The 19,739-nt window shown below is 45.3% G+C and carries 16 protein-coding genes and 1 pseudogene; 6 read left to right on the top strand and 11 right to left on the bottom strand.

Features of this window, described 5'->3' with window-relative positions:
• The 5 genes and pseudogenes from HALO_RS01960 to HALO_RS23430 form a co-directional block, all read left to right on the top strand.
• Nucleotides 1-3,183: an ATP-binding protein gene (locus HALO_RS01960; RefSeq protein WP_050712947.1), complete on the top strand. Its 3,183-nt coding sequence runs from the start codon at nt 1-3 to the stop codon at nt 3,181-3,183.
• A complete protein-coding gene (locus tag HALO_RS01955; RefSeq protein WP_050712946.1) occupies nt 3,180-3,914 on the top strand; it encodes an HNH/ENDO VII family nuclease in 735 nt (244 codons plus the stop codon). Before HALO_RS01960 ends, HALO_RS01955 begins: the two co-directional genes overlap by 4 nt.
• The gene (locus HALO_RS01950; protein WP_035581545.1) at nt 3,914-4,312 is read left to right on the top strand and encodes an SMI1/KNR4 family protein; all 399 of its coding nucleotides are present in this window, start codon (nt 3,914-3,916) and stop codon (nt 4,310-4,312) included. The genes HALO_RS01955 and HALO_RS01950 overlap by 1 nt, the downstream gene beginning before the upstream one ends.
• Nucleotides 4,313-4,517: 205 nt before the next feature.
• Nucleotides 4,518-4,802 (top strand): hypothetical protein, encoded by a 285-nt coding sequence (locus HALO_RS01945; protein ID WP_035581547.1) that lies wholly within the window; start codon nt 4,518-4,520, stop codon nt 4,800-4,802.
• A 985-nt stretch (nt 4,803-5,787) separates the two neighbouring features.
• Nucleotides 5,788-6,083: pseudogene (locus HALO_RS23430) on the top strand (transposase); the annotation flags it as partial.
• Between the two features lie 62 nt (nt 6,084-6,145).
• On the opposite strand, the gene HALO_RS01935 reads toward HALO_RS23430, so the two are convergent.
• From HALO_RS01935 to HALO_RS01890, 10 genes are all read right to left on the bottom strand, one after another.
• Nucleotides 6,146-6,433, bottom strand: coding sequence for a cupin domain-containing protein (locus HALO_RS01935; protein ID WP_039857523.1), 288 nt, complete (start codon nt 6,431-6,433; stop codon nt 6,146-6,148).
• Nucleotides 6,434-6,461: 28 nt separating this feature from the next.
• A complete protein-coding gene (locus tag HALO_RS01930; RefSeq protein ID WP_050712945.1) occupies nt 6,462-7,451 on the bottom strand; it encodes a helix-turn-helix domain-containing protein in 990 nt (329 codons plus the stop codon).
• A gap of 113 nt (nt 7,452-7,564) precedes the next feature.
• Nucleotides 7,565-9,538, bottom strand: a complete 1,974-nt coding sequence (locus HALO_RS01925; RefSeq protein ID WP_050712944.1) for a hydantoinase B/oxoprolinase family protein — start codon at nt 9,536-9,538, stop codon at nt 7,565-7,567.
• Complete coding sequence (locus tag HALO_RS01920; protein ID WP_050712943.1) at nt 9,535-11,580, bottom strand: hydantoinase/oxoprolinase family protein; 2,046 nt, start codon at nt 11,578-11,580, stop codon at nt 9,535-9,537. Before HALO_RS01920 ends, HALO_RS01925 begins: the two co-directional genes overlap by 4 nt.
• A gap of 267 nt (nt 11,581-11,847) precedes the next feature.
• Nucleotides 11,848-13,197, bottom strand: a complete 1,350-nt coding sequence (locus HALO_RS01915) for a purine-cytosine permease family protein (protein WP_050712942.1) — start codon at nt 13,195-13,197, stop codon at nt 11,848-11,850.
• Nucleotides 13,198-13,434: 237 nt separating this feature from the next.
• Nucleotides 13,435-14,406, bottom strand: a complete 972-nt coding sequence (locus HALO_RS01910) for a biotin-dependent carboxyltransferase family protein (protein WP_039857528.1) — start codon at nt 14,404-14,406, stop codon at nt 13,435-13,437.
• Nucleotides 14,396-15,292, bottom strand: coding sequence for a 5-oxoprolinase subunit B family protein (locus HALO_RS01905; protein ID WP_197671969.1), 897 nt, complete (start codon nt 15,290-15,292; stop codon nt 14,396-14,398). The genes HALO_RS01910 and HALO_RS01905 overlap by 11 nt, the downstream gene beginning before the upstream one ends.
• Nucleotides 15,282-16,670 (bottom strand): acetyl-CoA carboxylase biotin carboxylase subunit, encoded by a 1,389-nt coding sequence (locus HALO_RS01900; protein ID WP_039857529.1) that lies wholly within the window; start codon nt 16,668-16,670, stop codon nt 15,282-15,284. The genes HALO_RS01905 and HALO_RS01900 overlap by 11 nt, the downstream gene beginning before the upstream one ends.
• Nucleotides 16,667-16,915, bottom strand: coding sequence for an acetyl-CoA carboxylase (locus tag HALO_RS01895; RefSeq protein ID WP_050712941.1), 249 nt, complete (start codon nt 16,913-16,915; stop codon nt 16,667-16,669). Before HALO_RS01895 ends, HALO_RS01900 begins: the two co-directional genes overlap by 4 nt.
• Before the next feature lie 71 nt (nt 16,916-16,986).
• Nucleotides 16,987-17,745 carry a 5-oxoprolinase subunit PxpA gene (locus tag HALO_RS01890; RefSeq protein ID WP_050712940.1) on the bottom strand — a complete coding sequence of 253 codons (759 nt, stop codon included), beginning with the start codon at nt 17,743-17,745 and terminating at the stop codon, nt 16,987-16,989.
• A 111-nt stretch (nt 17,746-17,856) separates the two neighbouring features.
• Here HALO_RS01890 and HALO_RS01885 point away from each other — a divergent pair, with 111 nt between their 5' ends.
• Nucleotides 17,857-18,759: a LysR family transcriptional regulator gene (locus tag HALO_RS01885; protein ID WP_050712939.1), complete on the top strand. Its 903-nt coding sequence runs from the start codon at nt 17,857-17,859 to the stop codon at nt 18,757-18,759.
• A gap of 394 nt (nt 18,760-19,153) precedes the next feature.
• Here HALO_RS01885 and HALO_RS01880 read toward each other — a convergent pair whose 3' ends face one another.
• Nucleotides 19,154-19,654, bottom strand: coding sequence for a MarR family winged helix-turn-helix transcriptional regulator (locus tag HALO_RS01880; RefSeq protein WP_050712938.1), 501 nt, complete (start codon nt 19,652-19,654; stop codon nt 19,154-19,156).
• Nucleotides 19,655-19,739 lie beyond the last annotated feature (85 nt).

Genomic DNA, 19,739 nt, shown 5'->3' with positions numbered 1-19,739 from the left:
ATGGAAAACAATACCTTAGTAGCTCAGCAATTCTCTATGAAGAATGAATTTAATAATGACAGTGCCATCATTGGCAAACAGACTGAAGAATTTTTGCGACTTGTTTATCCTTCATATCTTGTTGATCGAGATAATATAGAAAATCTATTGGATGACGAAAGTAGTCTCCAGCTTGATGGGATGACATATTTTCGTATAAGTTGCTGTACGGCAGATACTGTGGAGAAAGCGTTTGAAACCGTGAATGCAAAAATCGAAAAGCTATTTACCGCTTTGCATTCAATTGGTATTCCCATTAGCTATGGGTTAGTCAGTCGTAAAGGTGTGACTAATCTTGTTCTTGGTATATATTCGAGTAGCGATGTTGAAAGTGTAAAAAAAATTACGCAAGGAATGCTTTCCGGTATTGAAATGGAGAGCTATACGCCTGATTTTTCTGAGAACAAAATTTCAGATATGAGCTGTGGCATTCTTTCGGGCGTTCCTACTCTTTATCTTCGAGAGCAAAAACAAACTTTCAGTCTTTCCTCTATTATGCGAAGCCTAAACGGGCAAGATTATACCGTATTGTTTATTGCAAAACCGATAACCACACAAAGTGTAACGCAAAATATCTCTGATTTAATTTCCGTGAGAGACAAAGCATTTGCCGTAAGTAAGCGGAATGTGGCACGTTCAGACAGTTATTCTGAGACGACTACACATACGAAAAATGTGAACGATGGAAAAAACAGTGTTGCAGGGCAAGTCGGTGCAGGTATCGGTGCGACTGCTGGCGGAGCTATAGGAACAATATTTCTTCCTGGAATTGGCACTTCAGCTGGTGCTCTTGTTGGTGGTGGCCTTGGTACTTTACTCGGAAGTGTTGTTGGTGGCGGAAAAACACATTCGGAAGGTTATAGTGACTCTGTCTCTAAAGCCATAACTGATGGAAATACCATATCAGGTGATATTCAAAATGGATTTGCGCTTGAACTGATGAATTACGCCGACAAAGCAATAGAACGACTTAAAATTGGACAGAATAGTGGTCTTTGGCAAACAGCGATCTCATACTCAGCTGATTCAGATGTTTCAAGAAATATTATAAAGGCTTGCTTGTGTGGTGAATTATCAAAACCCGATCCTGACAAATTGCCACTATTATCATTTGAACCCACCTCATCTCAAGAGGAAATATTGCGTATTCCTGAGTTTTTAGGCCGCGATAATGAGAATCCTCTATGCTCATATATGAACTCTTCTGAGCTTGGCTTATTGTGTACAATGCCCACTGAAAGCGTACCAGATTTTGAGCTGCGTATTGAAAAAACTTACCCTTTATCTCGAAGTTATATTGGCTCCGACTCAGTAACAGTTGGCTATGTAGCTGATGGAAAAAAAGCCATACAGAACATGCCTTTCGCACTAAGCCCTTCTGATCTTAACAAACATACATTTGTCTGCGGAATTACAGGTAGTGGCAAAACAACAACAGTCAAAAAGATTCTCGTAGAAGCTAAAAAACCATTTTTAGTAATTGAATCCGCTAAGAAAGAATATCGTAACTTGGCGATCGATACTACAGTTTACACGCTCGGCAAGCCAGAGCTTAACTGCCCACAAATCAATCCATTCTATATAATGCCAGGTGTAAGTCCACAAACGCACATCGACTATTTGAAAGATCTTTTTAATGCCTCATTTTCTTTTTATGGACCTATGCCATATATACTAGAAAAATGTCTGCATACTATATATAAAAACAAAGGGTGGGATCTAACCCTTGGATATCATCCCATGCTGGCTAATAGCCAAAGCGTAGCCAATTTTTTTAACATAAAATACACGAAGCGAAAGTACGCTCTTGCCTCGCATAAATATCTTTTTCCCACAATGCAGGAATTAAAGAATGAAATAGCTCGTTATATTGAAAAAGAATTGAAATATGATGGAGAGGTCGCAGGGAATGTTAAGACGGCAATAAAAGTTCGTCTCGAAAACTTATGTGTGGGTGCAAAAGGCTTTACATTCAACACTTGTGAACATCTTGACTTCTCGGAATTACTAGAAAAAAACGTGGTTTTTGAATTAGAAGGCTTAGCTGATGATTCAGACAAAGCATTTAGCGTGGGTCTTTTGGTTATCTTCATTAATGAATATAGGCAAATTGCTAAAGAGATAAGCGGTTACAAAAAAACAGAGCTAAAACATCTTCTCGTTATTGAAGAGGCTCACCGATTGTTGAAGAATATTAATACTGATCGCTCTACTGAATCAGCGGGCAACCCTAAAGGAAAAGCAGTAGAACATTTTACCAATATGATTGCAGAAATGAGATCTTATGGACAAGGTGTTATTGTTTCTGAACAAATCCCCACTAAGCTTGCCCCTGATGTGATTAAAAATTCCTCAACAAAAATCGTTCAACGTATTGTCTCTGCCGATGATCAGCAAATTATAGCAAATACAATTGGTATATCTGCGAAAGATGCGTTACAACTTGGCACTCTTGAGGCAGGCTATGCTTTTTGTCATAAAGAAGGCATGTCACTACCAACTAATGTTAAAATTTCTGAAACCTTTATAGATGATGATGGTGTCGAGAAAGAATTGGATGTTTTTGTGAGCGATGAGGGTTTATACAATCACAATAGTGATCGTTTCTACAAAATTAATATTGGGACAATTCGCAGCGTACTTGGCGAGGATGATATAGCAAAGCGTAAAATATTTGCTTTGTTGAATACTTTATTCGTCGAATCACCCGAAGATGTTGCTGTTTCATGTAATGAGGTTCTTAATCAACTATCCAGTTTGCTCCGTCAAAGAGGTATCTCACTTATTCTGTGCCGCGATACCTGGTCAATAGTTGCTGAATACATGACTGAAGTTCTTTTGGGTATGTTAGTTCAAGGCGTTTATTGTGCAAAGGAACTACCCGCGGATGAATTTTTTTCCGAACTGAAAAATGCGTTATCTTTACCTACACCAGATAAGATCTATAAAGTAAAAGGCGGATTGGCAAAATTATACAATCAAGATATAGCAAAATTTGCCAAACAAAATGTAGCACTACTAGCGGAGCGTTCACTTAAAAGCAGCTCTAATATTAGTGCATCAATTAGTGGTTATTTTATAAAGGTCTCTCCCAGCACACTCAGTGAAATTGTTTCTTTGGTGAAAGGAGAACCTTCAACATGATAGAAATTATTAAAAAAATTGCTTTTGATAACATCGAGCACTGCGCTTACACTACGAAAAAGGATGAGTTCTCCTCTATTGAAAATTTTTCCAATTCCTTAGAAAATGTTGTTAATCAAACAATCGAAAAACCAGACATTCAGTTTATCGAATGTACTTCTCGAGCGGCTTTAATAGAGCAGCATGCGATTAGTCGATTAGAATTCAGCATAAGCAGTCACGAGGAAATCTCTGAGTCTGATGTGACTGCAAAAGAAAGATTAAGTGATGAGGAAAAGGCAATAATAAAGGAAGAAACCAACTGGTCTGATGATATCATTGAGAATATTCAAAACATGAAGCAATACGATATTCTCAAGAACGGTGCTTTGAAAGAAGTAGAAATTAATGATCGGAAATGCCTTATTAAGGTGAAGATAGAACTTGATAAAACCGACGCCGATGGCATTTCCAACCGTGACCGCATCATACGCGGGCTTGCCCCATTGGATAGCAAAACCGGTAAGCCGCTTGAGTTGCATCACCTTGGACAAAAGGCTGATTCACCTCTAGTTGAGTTAACAGCGGAAGAACACCGAACTGGTGAATACGAAGGCGGAAAAAAGAACCAAAGCCTGTGGCACGATAACACCCTTGAAACAGAGGTACATGGCGAAGGAAGCACATGGGATCAAGAGCGAAAAGCACATTGGAAATCGCGTTCAGAACAAAGCTCAGGAGGAAATGAGTAATGGCTTCAATCGTATATACAATTCAGAACTTGCCTAATTTACTGCCATTAAAAGCGGCTTCTAACACTGAAATAACAGATGCTGAGCTACAGCTTAGGATTCGTTTCTCCGATGAGTACAAAGCATACTTATCTACTTTTGGGGCTATCATTGCAGACGGCATTGAGCTGACAGGAGTTGCAAAATCAGAGCATCGAAATGTAGTTCCAGTAACTAAACAAGAATGGGACCTAAATAATAATGTTCCCCACACAATGTATGTTGTTGAGAGTACTGGAATCGATGGCGTAATTATTTGGCAGGATACCAGTGGTTTAATCTACCAGACTTCGCCAGGTACACAGCCAAAGCAAATCGCAAAGTCACTTAACGATTACATCATTGGTAGAACCAAATAAAATTTTGGTTTTCATAAAATTGATAATCAATGGATTGTACATTTACTGAAAACGGTCGTAGCACCTTCGTTTGATTGCGCGAGCACCGAAAGGCGGCATCTCTTTTTCAGCCCGATCTACAGTGCTCGTCTTTCCGATGAATCACGCCGTTTTTTTCATACGCTTTTAATCTGGCAGTGTGTAGCGGAACAAAAGGATAACATATATGACACTCGCTATAAGAATTGATGATTTAGCAGTTTTGACTGTCGAAGATGCAATAGACACGATTAATTCTGCTATAAGGATGCCGTTGAAAAATCTTCGGCTTTTCGACCTACTATTGAGTAATGATAAAGAAACTGCTCTTAGGCACGGCGTATATATATTTTTTGATGATAAAGGAGAATGTATGTATATTGGAATGTGTAGTTCAAGCCACTTTGTGCATCGCCTAGGCAGCCATTTTGGCATGTCACCAAAATATGGAATGAACACTTTTCTACGATGAGCAGTTAATGATTTAGGACTAGATTCTAAAGAATACTGTAGTTATGTAGAGGCTATATCAAAGATAGGTGAATACTCTCTATTGGTAATTGATGCAAATAAATTGGGCAAAAAAAATATACGAAAACTAGAAAAGGTATTACATACGGTTTTCAAACCGAGACTCAACTTTCCAAAGAAAGGCGTGCCAAAAACTTACAAAACTACAGATATAAAATTTGCTTTGGGGATATTATCTTTAAGAATTAATATCCATTAAAATTTTTAACATACGTTATTTAATTAGCCGCCCTAGCAAGAGTGTCTAGTAATCGTTTGAACTGCACGTTGTTTTCTCATCCCTAGTTTGACGATCACAGTGAATGTCGCTACGCCCAACATACCTCACAGGCTGAAGGTCATTTCAGGCTATCACAGCGCTTAATTTTAGTGAATCTAAGAGAACGTACACATGTGACCATGCTAGTGGCAAGAAAAAGCCAAAGGTCCTAAACGAATAGACATACAAGGCATGTAATTAAGAGATTGTGGCCAGGATTTGGTCACATGGTGGTTACAGGCAAATAAATAAGGGCCTACGCGTTAACGTAAGCCCTTGAAATTTTGGCGCGCCCGGCAGGATTTGAACCTGCGACCCTCGGCTTCGGAGGCTAATCCCAAGCATCATAGATGAGTTTACCCACCAAAATCACCTATCGAAAAATATCAATTTATTTTATTAAAAACAATAAGTTATTACAAAATAAAGGATTATAACTCTTTCCGCTTTATCCCGATTGACACCGACCGCTGCCCATCGTCACCATCAAAGCGGACACATAGCGTGATTTTAAGATGTCCGATTTTCGGACGGTTTTGACCTTTGGCGGTAGCGCCTTACCTTTACTGCTTAACTCACCATGATGACCACCTTGGCATAAGCACCTAATCCCCCCGCCTATCAGCGTAATAAACTGCCACAATGGCTGAATGGGTATCGCTAATCCCAGCGTGGCACCAATGAAAACACCAATGGCATGATTAGACAGTATTTTCCTAAAGGTACTGACTTCCGAAAAGTGATCAATACCGAGCTACGGAGTGTCATCACTAAGCTAAACGATAGACCAAGAAAGCGACTGGGATACCGAACCCCAGCACAGGGGTTCTTAGGTGAATACTCAGGAGTACTAGAAACCGCAGGTGCTGCACTTATTAGTTAAATTCAGGTTTTAAATGTCCGATAAAAGKGATGAGCAATCTGATGGGCAAATACCATGAAAGCCCATCAACCATCCAATGAGTATGCTGCACTCAGAGCCTGCATCCGCCAAGACTTTAAAAAAATCAGCTTTCAATACGTCTCTATTTTTTAATCTCAACTTCCACAAAAGAAAAAGGCGATTTTCCATTATTGATCACGTTATGTTCAGTACCTTCTTCGCGGTTATAGCAAACCCCTGCTTCTAGTATAACTTCACGATTTCCCTCTTCGGTTTCTAGCAGCATTTTGCCACCTATGATCGGCACAATGACATAGTTATGCTCATGGCGATGCCAGCCTGTTTCAGAACCGGGAGGAAAATCCCAGCGTGTCACAATCACTTGGCTGTTTTCGATTTGTAAATGGCTACTGGCTTGCATTCTTTTCATGGTAATACCTTTTCATGTTGGTTTGGCTTTAATGCCAAACGCCAATTGCTTTTTCTCCAGGGGATTTAGTATTAGCAGAGTTACTGCGTAGTTCGCTCGCAGAGTATCCAAAGTGCTGCCGAAACGCTCGACAGAACTGGGCTTGATCGGTGAATCCCCAGCGGTAGGCAATTTCACCAATATTAATACCACTGGGCGATGCCTCCAGATCACGATGAGCTGCCTCAAGTCGCTGTACCCGCACCCACTCGCGTACAGTATATCCAGACCCGGAAAATAGCTTATGAAGATAGCGCAATGAAATTCCGCAAAAGCCTGCAATGCGAGCTGGGGTTAATTCAGGATTACCAAGATTGGCAGATATGTACCGCTCGATACGCATCAAATGAGCGGTTTTCAAATGTGATTGGTCGCTACTCAGCACTCTCTCATCCTGCTCTAGAACAAGAGATAACATATTTAGCGCCTGCTCAAACAAACAATTCTGATCATCAATGCTGCACTCATTGACACGCTGTGAGCAAATCATTAGGAACTCAACAAAGGCACAGCCAATCCCTTTTTTAGCAGAAAAGCAGTGTTGGGAATATCGTTCAGGCCGTCGGATGCGGTACTTCATTGATTGACTTGGGATTTTAAAAACCCACATATCATTCGGAGATTCATAACCAAAACGATAGGGGGCATCTCCCTGCTCGACAATGAAGTGCCCTGGTGGGCAATCCAAGCTACGGCCATGCTGAGAGAAAAATACATTTGTTCGTAGTGGAATGGTAACCAGGAACGACGCGTGATCATCATGGGCAATCTGCGATTGACACCTTGAATACTCAGCCTGATAGGAGCAAAGGCGCGATAAGGAAAAGTCGCTTCCCTCCGCTTTCCACACTTTTAGGGATCCTTGAAACTTAGCCTCCTGATTCCCGTAATTGAGAGTTAACGGAAAATACGTTTGAGAAATGAGCTGTGTCCAGCGACCCTGTGAATTAGACGTTAACATTAAATTAGCTTTATTCATGTTATCTGCCCCACGATATTCGCAACGTTTGGGATGGCGTAATGCCAAATGGCAGAGTCCCTCTGAAACAGAAATTTCAGAGGGTTATCATCGTTATAAGAGTGTTATCGAGATCATGTCCAATAATGCGAAGACCGTCGACGTACGGATTCACGGAATTGCTGAGTCGATTTCTCTAACAACTCGCCTGTTCCCCAATCAAGTATCACTGCGTAGCGACGAATAATATCTAGTACATCCAGCGTGCCATCACGGTATTGCTCAGCTACTTCTTGCGGTGCCACTTCAAGCCACTCTTTACGATGGGCGCGAATCCACTCTCGAGCATTTTTGGTATGCTCAACATCAATGTCATAATCATCCACGTCGGGATCATTTATATTGATGACAACACCATAGTCACTCTCTGCTCTCTTCACAGAGACATACCCATCTATCACATCTTCCAGCACTTCTTCAGCGGGACGCTCAAGTGGATCACCAAAACCGCCGCCGCCAGCTGAAGGACGGGTAAAAGTATCTCCTGCATGCACAGAAACATTTGAGAACGTAGCGCCTAAGTATTTCTCTTCAGTTGTTCCTTTGTTAATCCAAACGCCATGCGGCACAGATGGTAGACCACCTTCGATTCCCCAGGTCACTGAACGTCCGCGGTCGCAGCAATAGCTCATCACTGTCTTGTCAACATCTGTGAGGACTCCCCCTTTCTCAACGCCACAGCCGCCCCGGAAGCGGCCCGGGCCGCCGGAATCAGTGCTTATTTCATGACACATCGTCAACACGGGATTTAAACGTTCTTGACCTTCTACAGGCTGAACGGCTAAACCCGTGCCAAAGACAGGAGAGGTTGCTGACGAGCCATCTTTTGTTTGACGCCCACCCCAGCCACCTGCCATCCAGTCGTACCACATGAAATAAGAAGTCTTTTCGGTACGCACATCGTTGCCTCCGATGAGCAGGTACTCCAGATTAAACGCACATGCCATAGCACGTTCTGGCATTATGCCGCTCCAAAGTTCAAAAATTCCATTCATGATTTTTTCGTAAGGGCCCGAGCAGAATCCTGTTACTGCATGCGGCCAGCCTGCGTTTACAACGGTCCCCTCCTCACCAATATTCGCCGTTACGGCTCGATAGAAACCTGAGTTAAGCGGCACATCGGGGAAGAAAGTTTTGGTGCCAGCGTAAATAGCTGAGTGGGTCGTTCCATATCCAGAGTTTAAAAAAGTAGATACAGCAGGTGCCGAGCCGGTTAAATCATAGTGAATACCGTTGCCATCAAGCTTCAACTTGATCTTAATAGGCACCATCCCTTCTCCCAGCGCAGGGTCGGCATCAAGATAATCAACTGTTTGCCACTCACCTGTTGGCATACCGGCCAAACTCTTTAATACAATACGCTCAACGTAATCTTGAGTTTCTTGCATAGCGGCAACAACAGTCTCTTTCGAGTATTTATCGACTAAACGTAATATTTCACGTTCACAGACAGCAGTAGCTTCGGCTTGCGCATGCAGGTCCCCCATAGCTTGACTAGGCGCACGGGTATTGGAGACCAAAAGTTGAGCTACATCATGTAGGAAGGKGCCCGACCGCCAGACCCGTATCGGCGTAATACGCAGACCTTCGCTAAAATGAGTGCTAGCATTAACATCAAACGACCCAGGAACGTTACCGCCTATATCCGCCCAATGGCCTTTATTCTGAGCGAAGCCGATAATTTCATCATCGACGAAGATAGGGCGAATAAAACTTACATCATTTAAGTGTGTCCCGCCTCTGTAAGGGTCGTTAATGGCAAACACATCGCCTGCTTGAATATCCCCTTCGAACTCTTCCAGTACAGCTTTACATTGAAAGTGCAGCGTGCCGACATGTACTGCAATATCACCGCTACCCTGCATAACTGTATTGCCTTTTGCATCACACAGCGCAGAAGAGAAGTCACGCGAATAAATTACGAATGAATAACACGTGCGCAATATTTGCTCACTCATCAAGTCAACACTGGTGGCAAACGCATTTTTCAACACTTCGAAAGTTACGGGATCGAGAACGCCATCCTTCATATCGTGTGCCCTTTTCATGCTTGCTCTCCTGTCTGCACGATCCGAATCTTGATATTTTTCCATTCATCAATGGATGCAACTGTCTTTGGTGGTACAACAGTAGTGGAATCTAGTTGGTCAATAATCGCAGGCCCCGTTAGCTCAAAACCGGGCGGCAAAGCAGCTCTTTCGAAAATCGGAGTATCGTACCAATCACCGTCAAAGAAGACTTCACGTCGAGCATGGGGTTCTACCTTCGCGTCAGACACCAAATCAAAGGGAGTAAACGATGGTTTAGGTGTTTTACCTACTGCACGTAGGTGTAGCTGATAGATTTCAACAGGCTGATCATGCTGACTGAAGGAAAACTGGCGTTCATGCTCTTGGTGGAAAGTACCTATTGCATCTTGCAGAGAGTTCACCCCACTGCCCATCGGCACCTGCAATGAGCGCCACTGGCCTTGGTAGCGCATCGAGATGCCACGCTGAAGCACTACATCTTTATCGGCAACACCTTCATGGCGAAGTCGATCTGCCGCCTCATCTTCAAGAGAGCGAAATCGTTGGTTGAGGTCTTCAATATCCGCACTGCCAGCCTCGGCGGTGTACATCATCGATAAATCATGCTGAATATCGACAAGCAGACACCCCAATGCAGATGTAACGCCGGGATTAGGGGGTACGATAACTGCAGGTATACCTAGCTCTTTAGCAACTTCCGCGCCATGTAAASCCCCTGCGCCCCCGAAAGCAATTAATGCAAAATCGCGTGGATCGAGGCCACGCCGGATAGATACCAACCGCACAGCATCCGCCATATTGGCGTTGGCCACTTTGAGAATAGCTTCCGCCGCCTCAGCAGTATTCAATGCCAACGAATGTCCAATTTTTTCATTAATCGCATGTTCTGCCTTTTCTCTGCTCAGCTCAAGCGCGCCGCCTGCTAGGCTTCTACCAAGCCTATTGAGAGCCAGGTTTGCATCAGTATTGGTTGGCTCGACGCCTCCTCGTTCATAGCACGCCGGCCCAGGATCAGCGCCAGCTGATTGCGGACCATTACGTAACGCTCCTGCAATATCAATATGGGCAAGCGAACCGCCACCAGCTCCAATAGTCAGTACCTCTATGCTTGGAAAGACAATTGGATGTCCGTACTCCACGCCCCACTGTTTCGTGACCCGTAGCTCACCGTCATGGATAAGAGAAATATCGGTAGAGGTGCCACCCATATCCAGCCCCACGGCATTTTGATAGCCACACTGTTCTGCGATGTGTTTAGCTGCAATTGCGCCCGCGGCAATACCCGACGCCGCAAGACGAACAGGATAGTGTTTCGCCATCGCAGGGGTCATTGAGCCGCCCCCTGAATGCAGAAGTAAAAGGTCGTTGGTATAGCCACCAGCGCTCAACTCGTCATCTAGCTGTTTGACATATTCATAAACTAATGGCCCGAGCACCGTATTAGCGACTGCCGTATTGAATCGATCATGTTCAAAAATTTCTGGAAGAATTTCTGAAGAAGTTGAAACATTAGCCTCTGGAATTTCTTCTTCAAGAATTTCACGCATGCGCTGCTCATTCTGCATATTGGCATACGAGTTAATGAAGCATACAGCGATGGTGGTAGTACCCCGTCGCTTTAGCTTACGGGCGAGTTCACGAGCTTCCTCTTCGTTAAGCGGAGTTACTACTTGACCTGCATAATCCACCCGCTCCGTGACCTCAAAACGGTCGCGACGGCGAATGTAAGGGCCACTAACATCCGCGTATGCGTCCCAAAGATTGTCTTTTGTGCCATCACGGATCTCTATCACATCACGAAAACCTTTGGTGGTCACAAGAGATGCTTTTGGAAAACGTCGCGTGATCAGCGCATTTGTGGCAACTGTTGTTCCATGGAAAAACAGGTCGACATCCGCAAGTTCAATCTCGCCTCGCTTGACACCATCAAGTACAGCCTGCATGGGGTTATTTGGTGTAGAAGGAACTTTTGTGACGCGAAACTCTTGAGTAGACGAATTGTAAATACAAACGTCTGTAAATGTTCCGCCAGCGTCGACGGCGACTCGAAGATCAGGCATATGTATTCCTCATTGTTTACTTAGATAGCACCTAGCTCGCGGAAGTAGCGCATCAACTATTTAGCTAACTTTTTAATAATAGCTTTATAAATATTTTGCAGGCACTTATAACAATCCTCGGATGATAATCAACATGACTTAATTCAAAAAAATATTAAGCTGTGGTCATAAATAATTATTTATCAAATAATAAAACGCAACTATCAGCTATTAATATTATTTAAAGAAAGTCATGATATAAATTCGCACCCAAAAAACTAATTAAATTTACCTAAGGCCGGCAACATACCACTCATCTTTAGCAAACCTAAGCCCTAGTTCATAAACAATATACGCGCATAAAAATGTTGCAGGCGCTGAAAATCCAGCAATACCAGGAATGTTCATTATAATAATTCCGGTCATTGCTGCACTGAACCACGCCAGTAAACCGCAAGGATTAAAAGCGGGAATATTGGAGTTATCAAGTTCAACGTGACCTTTAAAACGATCTTGATAGGTTTTAGATAAAATATGAGCTAACGCAACACCGACCCAAGCAACCACGAAGACACCTTGATAAGCTAACGCTTGAAGAATGTAGGAAAATACAYCCGCCATCATGAGTACATATGCGATCACACCAATTAAACAACCGGCAACGACCTTGGACATTTTTATGCCCGTAACCTTACGAATGAATGACTCAAAATTAACAGTAGCCAGATAGAAGTTAGCAGTATTTATGCGGCTCTGGGTTACCCATACCAACAGCAGCCCACCGACCCCCATTAATTCAAGCAGACCTAGCACTATAGAGGCTTCCGATAGGCCATCAGTAGGTATCATTGAATCTAGCAATATCCCTACGATGCCACTAAAAAGAAAGGTCATGGCATAGAATGGTATACCGAAAGTAATACGAGCGTGGAAGGATGTATCCTTTTCATGTCCAAATCGAGCGTAATCAAAGGTAAACATCATCAATACCCAAACACCCATATAGWAGGCAAAGGTATGCAACCACCCCCAAGGCGAAGCTCCGCCCTCAGGGACACGTGTGATCCAACCGGAAGGGTAACCAAACTCGTTAATCGCCATACCAACAGCAATWAACATACCAATCACATATACAGGTAGTAGCACACCATTAAACTTGYCGAGCCAATGTTGAACACTGCCAAAAATAAGTGCTATGCCAAAGATAACCACAATGCCTGTTGCTACCGCCATCGACATATTGCCACTCCATTCAGAGAGCACTAATGCCATAACATATCCTTCAAAAACAGCATAATAGAGGGCTGTTGCAAAAAATATTAGGGTGGCAACCACTGCACCAAAGTGGCCAAATAAAATCTTCGAAAAAAGCGCAACGGTTAAACCCGTTTTCATTGAATAGCGACTAATTACGCCGTTAATTATTCCATAAGCAATCACGGTTAGCACAATACCAATAAGTGCATTGGTTGTACCGTAAGCACGTGCCATCGCGGCCGCTACCACCATGTAAAAAATGGCGCTACAAACAGCCCACCATGCCATCATTAAGTTAATACGTGGCATACGTCCTTCAGGAGGGACCGGCTGTTCGGAATAATCGAGGTCTTTTGCCTCTTTTTGGTTTTGGTGTGTCATATCACTTTCCTTTAATAGTTAGTTTTAGGCCCGGCAGCCGAAAAGCTTGCGCTTGGCGCATTTTTTGAAACGTGAACTGACGAACTTAAATATTATATTTATAGTAATTTTCTTATTTTTTATTCTGTTGAAAGCTAAAAAGATACATATCCACAATAGACTGTGTATCGGGTAAATGTTTGGCGTATGGTGCACTGTCACTTTACGTCAAGTGCACCGAACCCCTTTTTTAGCGAATCATGGCATTTGTCTTAAGCGCTCTAGTTCTTGCTGATAGCTAACACGTGCTGCTAACGCTTCTTCGAGGCTCACTTCGACAAACCTAACCTTTTGGTGAGGTTGAATCTGTCCCACGGTATCCATATCGGCGCTGATCACCGTACCAATCATCGCGTAACCACCACCTGATACCGCATCGCGGTGCAAAATGATCGGTTCGCTTCCACTAGGAACCTGAATAGAACCAATTGGATAGCATGCATCAACAATATTAGATGGGTCATCACCCGCTCCAAAAGGAGGCTCCCGCTCGACAAAGTTAAGCGGGCTGCCGCCTTTCATTCGATAGCCAATACGATCGGCTTCCGAAGCTACTGACCAGTCCTCCTCATAAAAAAGCGCATGGCTTTCCGGCATCAAGCGATGAGCATATAGGCCTGGTATCACCCGTAATTGATAGTGCTTGGAAAACTCAGGAAGTAATGTACCGGGAAGACAACGCCCTAGCGTTGCATAACCATGGGCAGGCAGAATGTGCAATACATCGCCTGCTTGCAGATTACGGCCGTTCAATCCTCCAAGCGAGCCCAGGGTGTAAGTGCTCCGGCTCCCTAACCGCTCTGGCACATCAATGCCACCTTCAATCGCCAGATACAGGCGCGCTCCGGCCTTGACGAAATCAAAGCTCAGCGTTGCGTCCGCTGGTACCTCGAAGACCTCATTCAAGGGCCTGGCCTCGCCGTTAACGCGGGGCGTCATCTCAGCGCCACAGGCGACAACCTTACGCGCCTCGTTAAAGCGCAATTCTGGGCCCATCAGCGCACATTCGATCACGGCGGCACCTTCCGGATTACCGAGCAGCAGGTTGGCGGCAATCAAGGAGCGCTGATCCATGCCGCCTGACGGAGGGATACCCAAGTGGTACTTCCCTTCGCGCCCTTTATCCTGAATCGACGAAGCCAGACCAGGCTTAATGACTTCAATGCTCATACAGTACCTCCTTAACACGACGTGCGTAGCCATCTGGATCTTGTGAAAAAGCATCAAGATCAAAGGTGAACGATGCTACCCGTGGCTTGAAAKCCCCCTTTTCTGCTGCAGACAACAGGGCGTCGTATTCCTCACGGTCTATAGCACGATGCTTTACGATGTCGCCCGGCCGGAAATAAATCATCGAATCATCAATATGCGGCTGATCGCCTGCGGGGTCGTAGATAGGCATAGGGGTGACCCCAAACATCTGATAGCCACCGGCGCCACGCACCGAATAAATCACACTGAAGCACCCGCCGATACCCACCGTCTGCTTGGGTGTATCTGTACGAGGGCGCAGGTATTTAGGCACCTGGATTTGGCGCTCTCGCGGTACCATCTGATACATAAAGGGCAAGCCTGCAACAAACCCCACCATAGAAACAAACCAGGACGTTGAGCTATGTGCTTCAATGAAAGCGTCGACACTGTCGTAGCCGTTGATACGGGCTGCGTATTCCAGGTCTGTACTGGAAGGGTCCTGATGATGGTCACGAAAACGCATCAGGGTTTCATAGGTCCAGGGGTCGTTGTACAGCACGGGCACTTCTATCACTCGGGTTTCAAGGGTACGCACTTGCTGGGTCGACACCTCACGATCCAACGACTCCAACGTTTCCTGCAACTGGCCTGCAGATATGACATCAGGGTTATAGCGTACTTGATAGGACGCGTTTGCCGGGCAGATCTCAACGATTCCCGGCAGGGCCATGTCACGTAGCCGCTGGGTGATTGAAATTGAGCGAAAGAATGCCTCAAGGGTCATTTCTTCATTCAGCTCAACAAACAAGAACTCATCACCCGCCTGACTATAACGGGCTGTGGTTGTCATCTCATTGCTCATCGATGACCTCCTTCGCATGGACGTGACTTGACGCTGGCTCGGCAAGCCAACGCTCCAGAAAGGTCGTATCTATAGCCCCTTCCTTAACCTGGGGGTCTTCGACTAGGCGGCGATGCAGGCTTGCAGTGGTGGAAAATCCTTCAAGCTGGAACTCATCTAGCGCACGGCCAGCACGCTTCAATGCGCATTCGCGATCTTCATCCCAAACAATGAGCTTGGCCACTAGGGAGTCATAAAATGGAGGCATTTTGTAGCCTTCGTACAGGCCGCTATCGATACGGATACCCGGCCCAGCTGGCCAAATTAGCCTTTTTACCGTACCTGGAGAGGGGAAAAAGTCCCGCTCAGGATCTTCTGCATTAATACGCATTTCGATGGCCCACCCCTTCAGACTAATGTCCGATTGCGTCATTCGCAGTGCCTGGCCACAGGCCAGACGGATCATTTCCCTGACCAGGTCAACGCCGGTTATCATCTCCGTGACTGGATGCTCGACCTGGATTCGCGTATTCATCTCGATGAAAAAGAATTCMCCTGTGGTGTCATCAAAAAGGTACTCCAACGTACCGGCCCCTACGTAGCCCACATGTTCGGTAAGCGCTACGGCAGATTCACAAAGCGCTTTGCGAGTGGCGCTATCGAGCGCTGAGGATGGAGCCTCTTCAAATACTTTCTGGCGGCGGCGTTGCAATGAGCACTCGCGTTCGAAAAAGTGGACGGCACGCTTTCCATCACCTAATACCTGAACCTCAATATGTCGTGCGCTAGAAATAAAACGCTCCAAATATACACGCCCATCACCGAAGGACGCCTGTGCTTCGGCCTGTGCCAGTGGCAACTGCTTGCCCAAGGCATCCCTATCTTCGGCAATGCGAATACCACGCCCACCGCCGCCTGCGGCAGCCTTGATCAGCAGCGGAAAGCCGACGCTCTCGACAACCGCTAATGCGTCGTCCAGACCCTTGACCGCATGGGGGGAACCCGGCACCACAGGAACACCCGCTTCAATCGCCGTCTGGCGAGCCATTGCCTTGTCGCCCATGCGTGCAATGATTTCAGCATCAGGGCCAATAAAGACCATGCCAGCCTCTTTGACCGCTCGAGCAAAATCAGCACTTTCAGATAGAAAACCGTAGCCAGGATGTACGGCATCCGCCTGACAGGCCTTTGCCGCTTCGATGATGGCGGGAATATTGAGATAGCTTTTGGAGGCCTGCGCTGGGCCAATGCAGACAGCTTCATCTGCCCGCTGAACGGCAAGTGTGTCCGTGTCTGCCTCGCTATGAGCAATAATACTGACAAGACCAGACTCTTGTGCCGCTCGAACAATTCTTAATGCTATCTCGCCACGATTAACGATCAGCAGTCGACGAATCATTCGTTCATCTCCATGGTTGCAATTACATCACCAGCCTCAAGAACTGTTTCGTTGTCGACTGAAAAATGTAGCAGCGTTCCAGAAACTTCTGCCTTGAGCTCCACAAACTGTTTCATGACCTCAATTAAGCCAATAACATCGCCCACTTGAACCACTTGACCTTCCTCAACATAGACGGGGGCATCTGGAGAAGATTTGCGGTAGAACACACCGGGGAAAGGGGCTTGAATCTCTGGTTTTGKCATTATTCAACTCCTGTGAATTATCGTAATTTAAGTACGCCCAAAGTGAGCACATGGACGTGATGCTAATTTACTTAAGGTTTAGCTACCGTAATTCCTGCGTCGTCAAGCACCTCGCGCACGGCCTTAACCAGTGAGAAGGCTCCTGGGGTATCACTGTGAATACAGACGGACTGGAACTTAACGGCTACCTGCTGACCGCTGTCCGCTTCAACCTTTCCCTCCTGGCAGGCGCGTAGTACCTTTTGCGCCACCTGCTGCGGGTCTAGGCGCTGCACCTTGCGCACGAAAACAATACTGCCCTCATCGTTGTAGCCACGATCTGCATAGAACTCATGCACTCTCGGCAGGCCAGCACTTTCAGCCGCTTTATCAATGGCGGAGCCCGCCAGACAATAAACAGGCAGAGTGGGAGCGACTGTTACGAGCGCAGCACTCAGTTTTTCGGCAAACTCCACATCTTGCGCTGCATGCATAAATAGCGCGCCGTGAAGTTTGAAGTGATTCACCTCCAAGCCTTCCAGGCAGGCAAGCTCTCGAAATGCACCCAACTGGTAAATCGCGTCATTCACTAGTTCATCGGCTGATGCCAAGATGGGGCGTCGTCCAAAACCGACCAGATCACGAAATCCTGGGTGAACTCCTACGCTTACCCCATGACGAGATGCTAGGCGAAGCGTTTCTACCATGGKGGAGGGGTCACCAGCATGAAAGCCTGCCGCGATATTGGCAGAACTGATCAATGGCATAATGTCAGGGTCAACCCCGTCACCAATTGTCCATGCACCAAAGCTCTCTCCCATATCTGCATTCAGATCAATCGTCGTTGTCATGTAGTCTCTCCTTAGGACTTCCTTTCATTAATGGCAGCTAAGCAGAGATATTGATAATATTAATTTTTGTAGAGTGTTATCAAAAAATCCGAATGCTGTAGGTAGTTCGATATGTCTCGAGATCTTTCGCTCCGTAAACTTCGTTACTTTTTAGCCGTTGCTAAGAGTGGTCGTGTCACCCAGGCTGCCATTGATTTGAATGTCTCCCAGTCCTCGATCACTACTGGGGTAAGGGAAATTGAAGATCAGGTAGGTGTAGCACTGTTTCGACGCACTAGCCGTGGAATGCTACTCACTCGCGAAGGCACGCGTTTTTTGCAGCGTGTCAACTATGCTTTCCAAGCGCTTGATGATGCCTTTGATAGCTTGCAAGATACTCACACCAAGTTGGAAGGCAACTTGCGGTTAGCTATGACCTACACCGKGGCAGGCTATTTTCTTCCGCCACTGTTAGCGCAATTCCAACGCCGTTACCCAGGGATAAAGCTTCAGTTAAGCGAGGTATCAAGACCCGAAATTGAACAAGGTTTAAAGTCAGGAGAGTATGATCTGGCAATTTTTTTAACATCCAATATTGAACATCATCATTGGTTAGAAAAGATGACGTTGACCAAATCTCGTCGACGGCTCTGGGTTGCCAGTCATCATGAACTACTGAACAAGGGAAAACTTTCTCTGAAAGATATCGCCCACCATCCCTATATCATGTTGACTGTGGACGAAGCGGATCAAACAGCTCTCAAATACTGGAAACCTGAGGGAGTCTCCCCAAATATAATGTTTCAAACATCCTCAGTGGAAGCAGTTCGAAGCATGGTAGCTAATGGAACAGGGATTACTATCCTCTCCGACATGGTCTATCGGCCATGGTCGCTTGATGGTAAAAGGATCGAGCATATCGAACTCAGCAGTGCAATTCCCTCGATGGAAATAGGAATTTCGTGGCCTAAAAATAGGCCACTAAGCACACCTGCTAAAGTGTTTTGCAATTTAGCGGAAATGCTCCTTGGATAACCGTTAAAAATTAAAATTAAGATAGGATTAGTATGGTATAACCTACATTTTTATAAATTATAAAATTCTCGCTTTATTAAATTACCACAGCAACTTTATATCACTCGACAGGTACGGGAGAGACATGGTGTTTCATACACAGTATTGCTATTTATATTTTCAGCACCAATTTCCTCACACTGTGAACCAATATGAAATGTTTAAAATTCTTTGGCCCTAATCCTATATTACCTAGTACAGATATAAAATAATAAAAGCGTCTAATTCGGTTTTTAGCTTCGTTACGGAAATTTTTTTCATGAACTGATGTTATTGGGGACTGATGAGCCGACAAAAAATCAAAAATTCTAAGTATTGCACTCAGCTCAGTTAAGGCCAATGGCTTTTAAGCAGATTACTTATCTGGATTGGCTGGTAACCTGGGCAAACCTCCAAGACGTATAGGTACACGACTCAAGTGGTTGTTGCTGTCAGCAATACGCTTCAGCAGCGAGCAAAGCACTTCCTGTTCGTTCTCGTTCAAAGGGGCAAGAATCTCCTTCTGCMCCTCGGCAACTGCTGATTCAGAGTCGTTGCGAAGTTGCTCTCCCTGTTCGGTGAGACTGACAAACATTGATCGCCGATCCTCTGGATTTCGGCGTCGATTGACAAGGCCGCGCTCTTCCAGCTTACGAACCACCACAGCTATAGTATTGCGATCTAAGGCGGTGTAACCGCCCAGGGTGATCTGGTCGACCGGGCCCATTTCCTCGAGCGCACAGAGTATAATGTACTGCAATTGAGTAAGGTTGCTTGCCTCGCACTTGCGCAGAAATATTGCAACACTGATCTGGTGGCAGCGCCGAAGTAGGTTACCTGGCAGCACGTTTGCATCGGAGAGCGGGGTTCCGGCCATGTTCTCGCTTTTACTCAGTAGTGAATGAAAAAAGCCATGACCGTTAATGAGGCACGGCTGCTATTCAATGGAATTGTCAGTTGTA

Source organism: Halomonas sp. R57-5, from assembly GCF_900070345.1.
GTDB classification, from domain to species: domain Bacteria; phylum Pseudomonadota; class Gammaproteobacteria; order Pseudomonadales; family Halomonadaceae; genus Vreelandella; species Vreelandella ventosae_B.
Note: the sequence above shows the minus strand (reverse complement) of the source record. Positions and strands in the feature narration are given on the sequence as shown.

Bases quoted from the DNA above. Each gene is read 5' to 3' on its own strand.
- HALO_RS01910 (WP_039857528.1), bottom strand. From the start codon at position 14,406: ATGAGCATTGAAGTCATTAAGCCTGGTCTGGCTTCGTCGATTCAGGAT.
- HALO_RS01960 (WP_050712947.1), top strand. From the start codon at position 1: ATGGAAAACAATACCTTAGTAGCTCAGCAATTCTCTATGAAGAATGAA.
- HALO_RS01955 (WP_050712946.1), top strand. From the start codon at position 3,180: ATGATAGAAATTATTAAAAAAATTGCTTTTGATAACATCGAGCACTGC.
- HALO_RS01935 (WP_039857523.1), bottom strand. From the start codon at position 6,433: ATGAAAAGAATGCAAGCCAGTAGCCATTTACAAATCGAAAACAGCCAA.
- HALO_RS01930 (WP_050712945.1), bottom strand. From the start codon at position 7,451: ATGAATAAAGCTAATTTAATGTTAACGTCTAATTCACAGGGTCGCTGG.
- HALO_RS01945 (WP_035581547.1), top strand. From the start codon at position 4,518: ATGACACTCGCTATAAGAATTGATGATTTAGCAGTTTTGACTGTCGAA.
- HALO_RS01950 (WP_035581545.1), top strand. From the start codon at position 3,914: ATGGCTTCAATCGTATATACAATTCAGAACTTGCCTAATTTACTGCCA.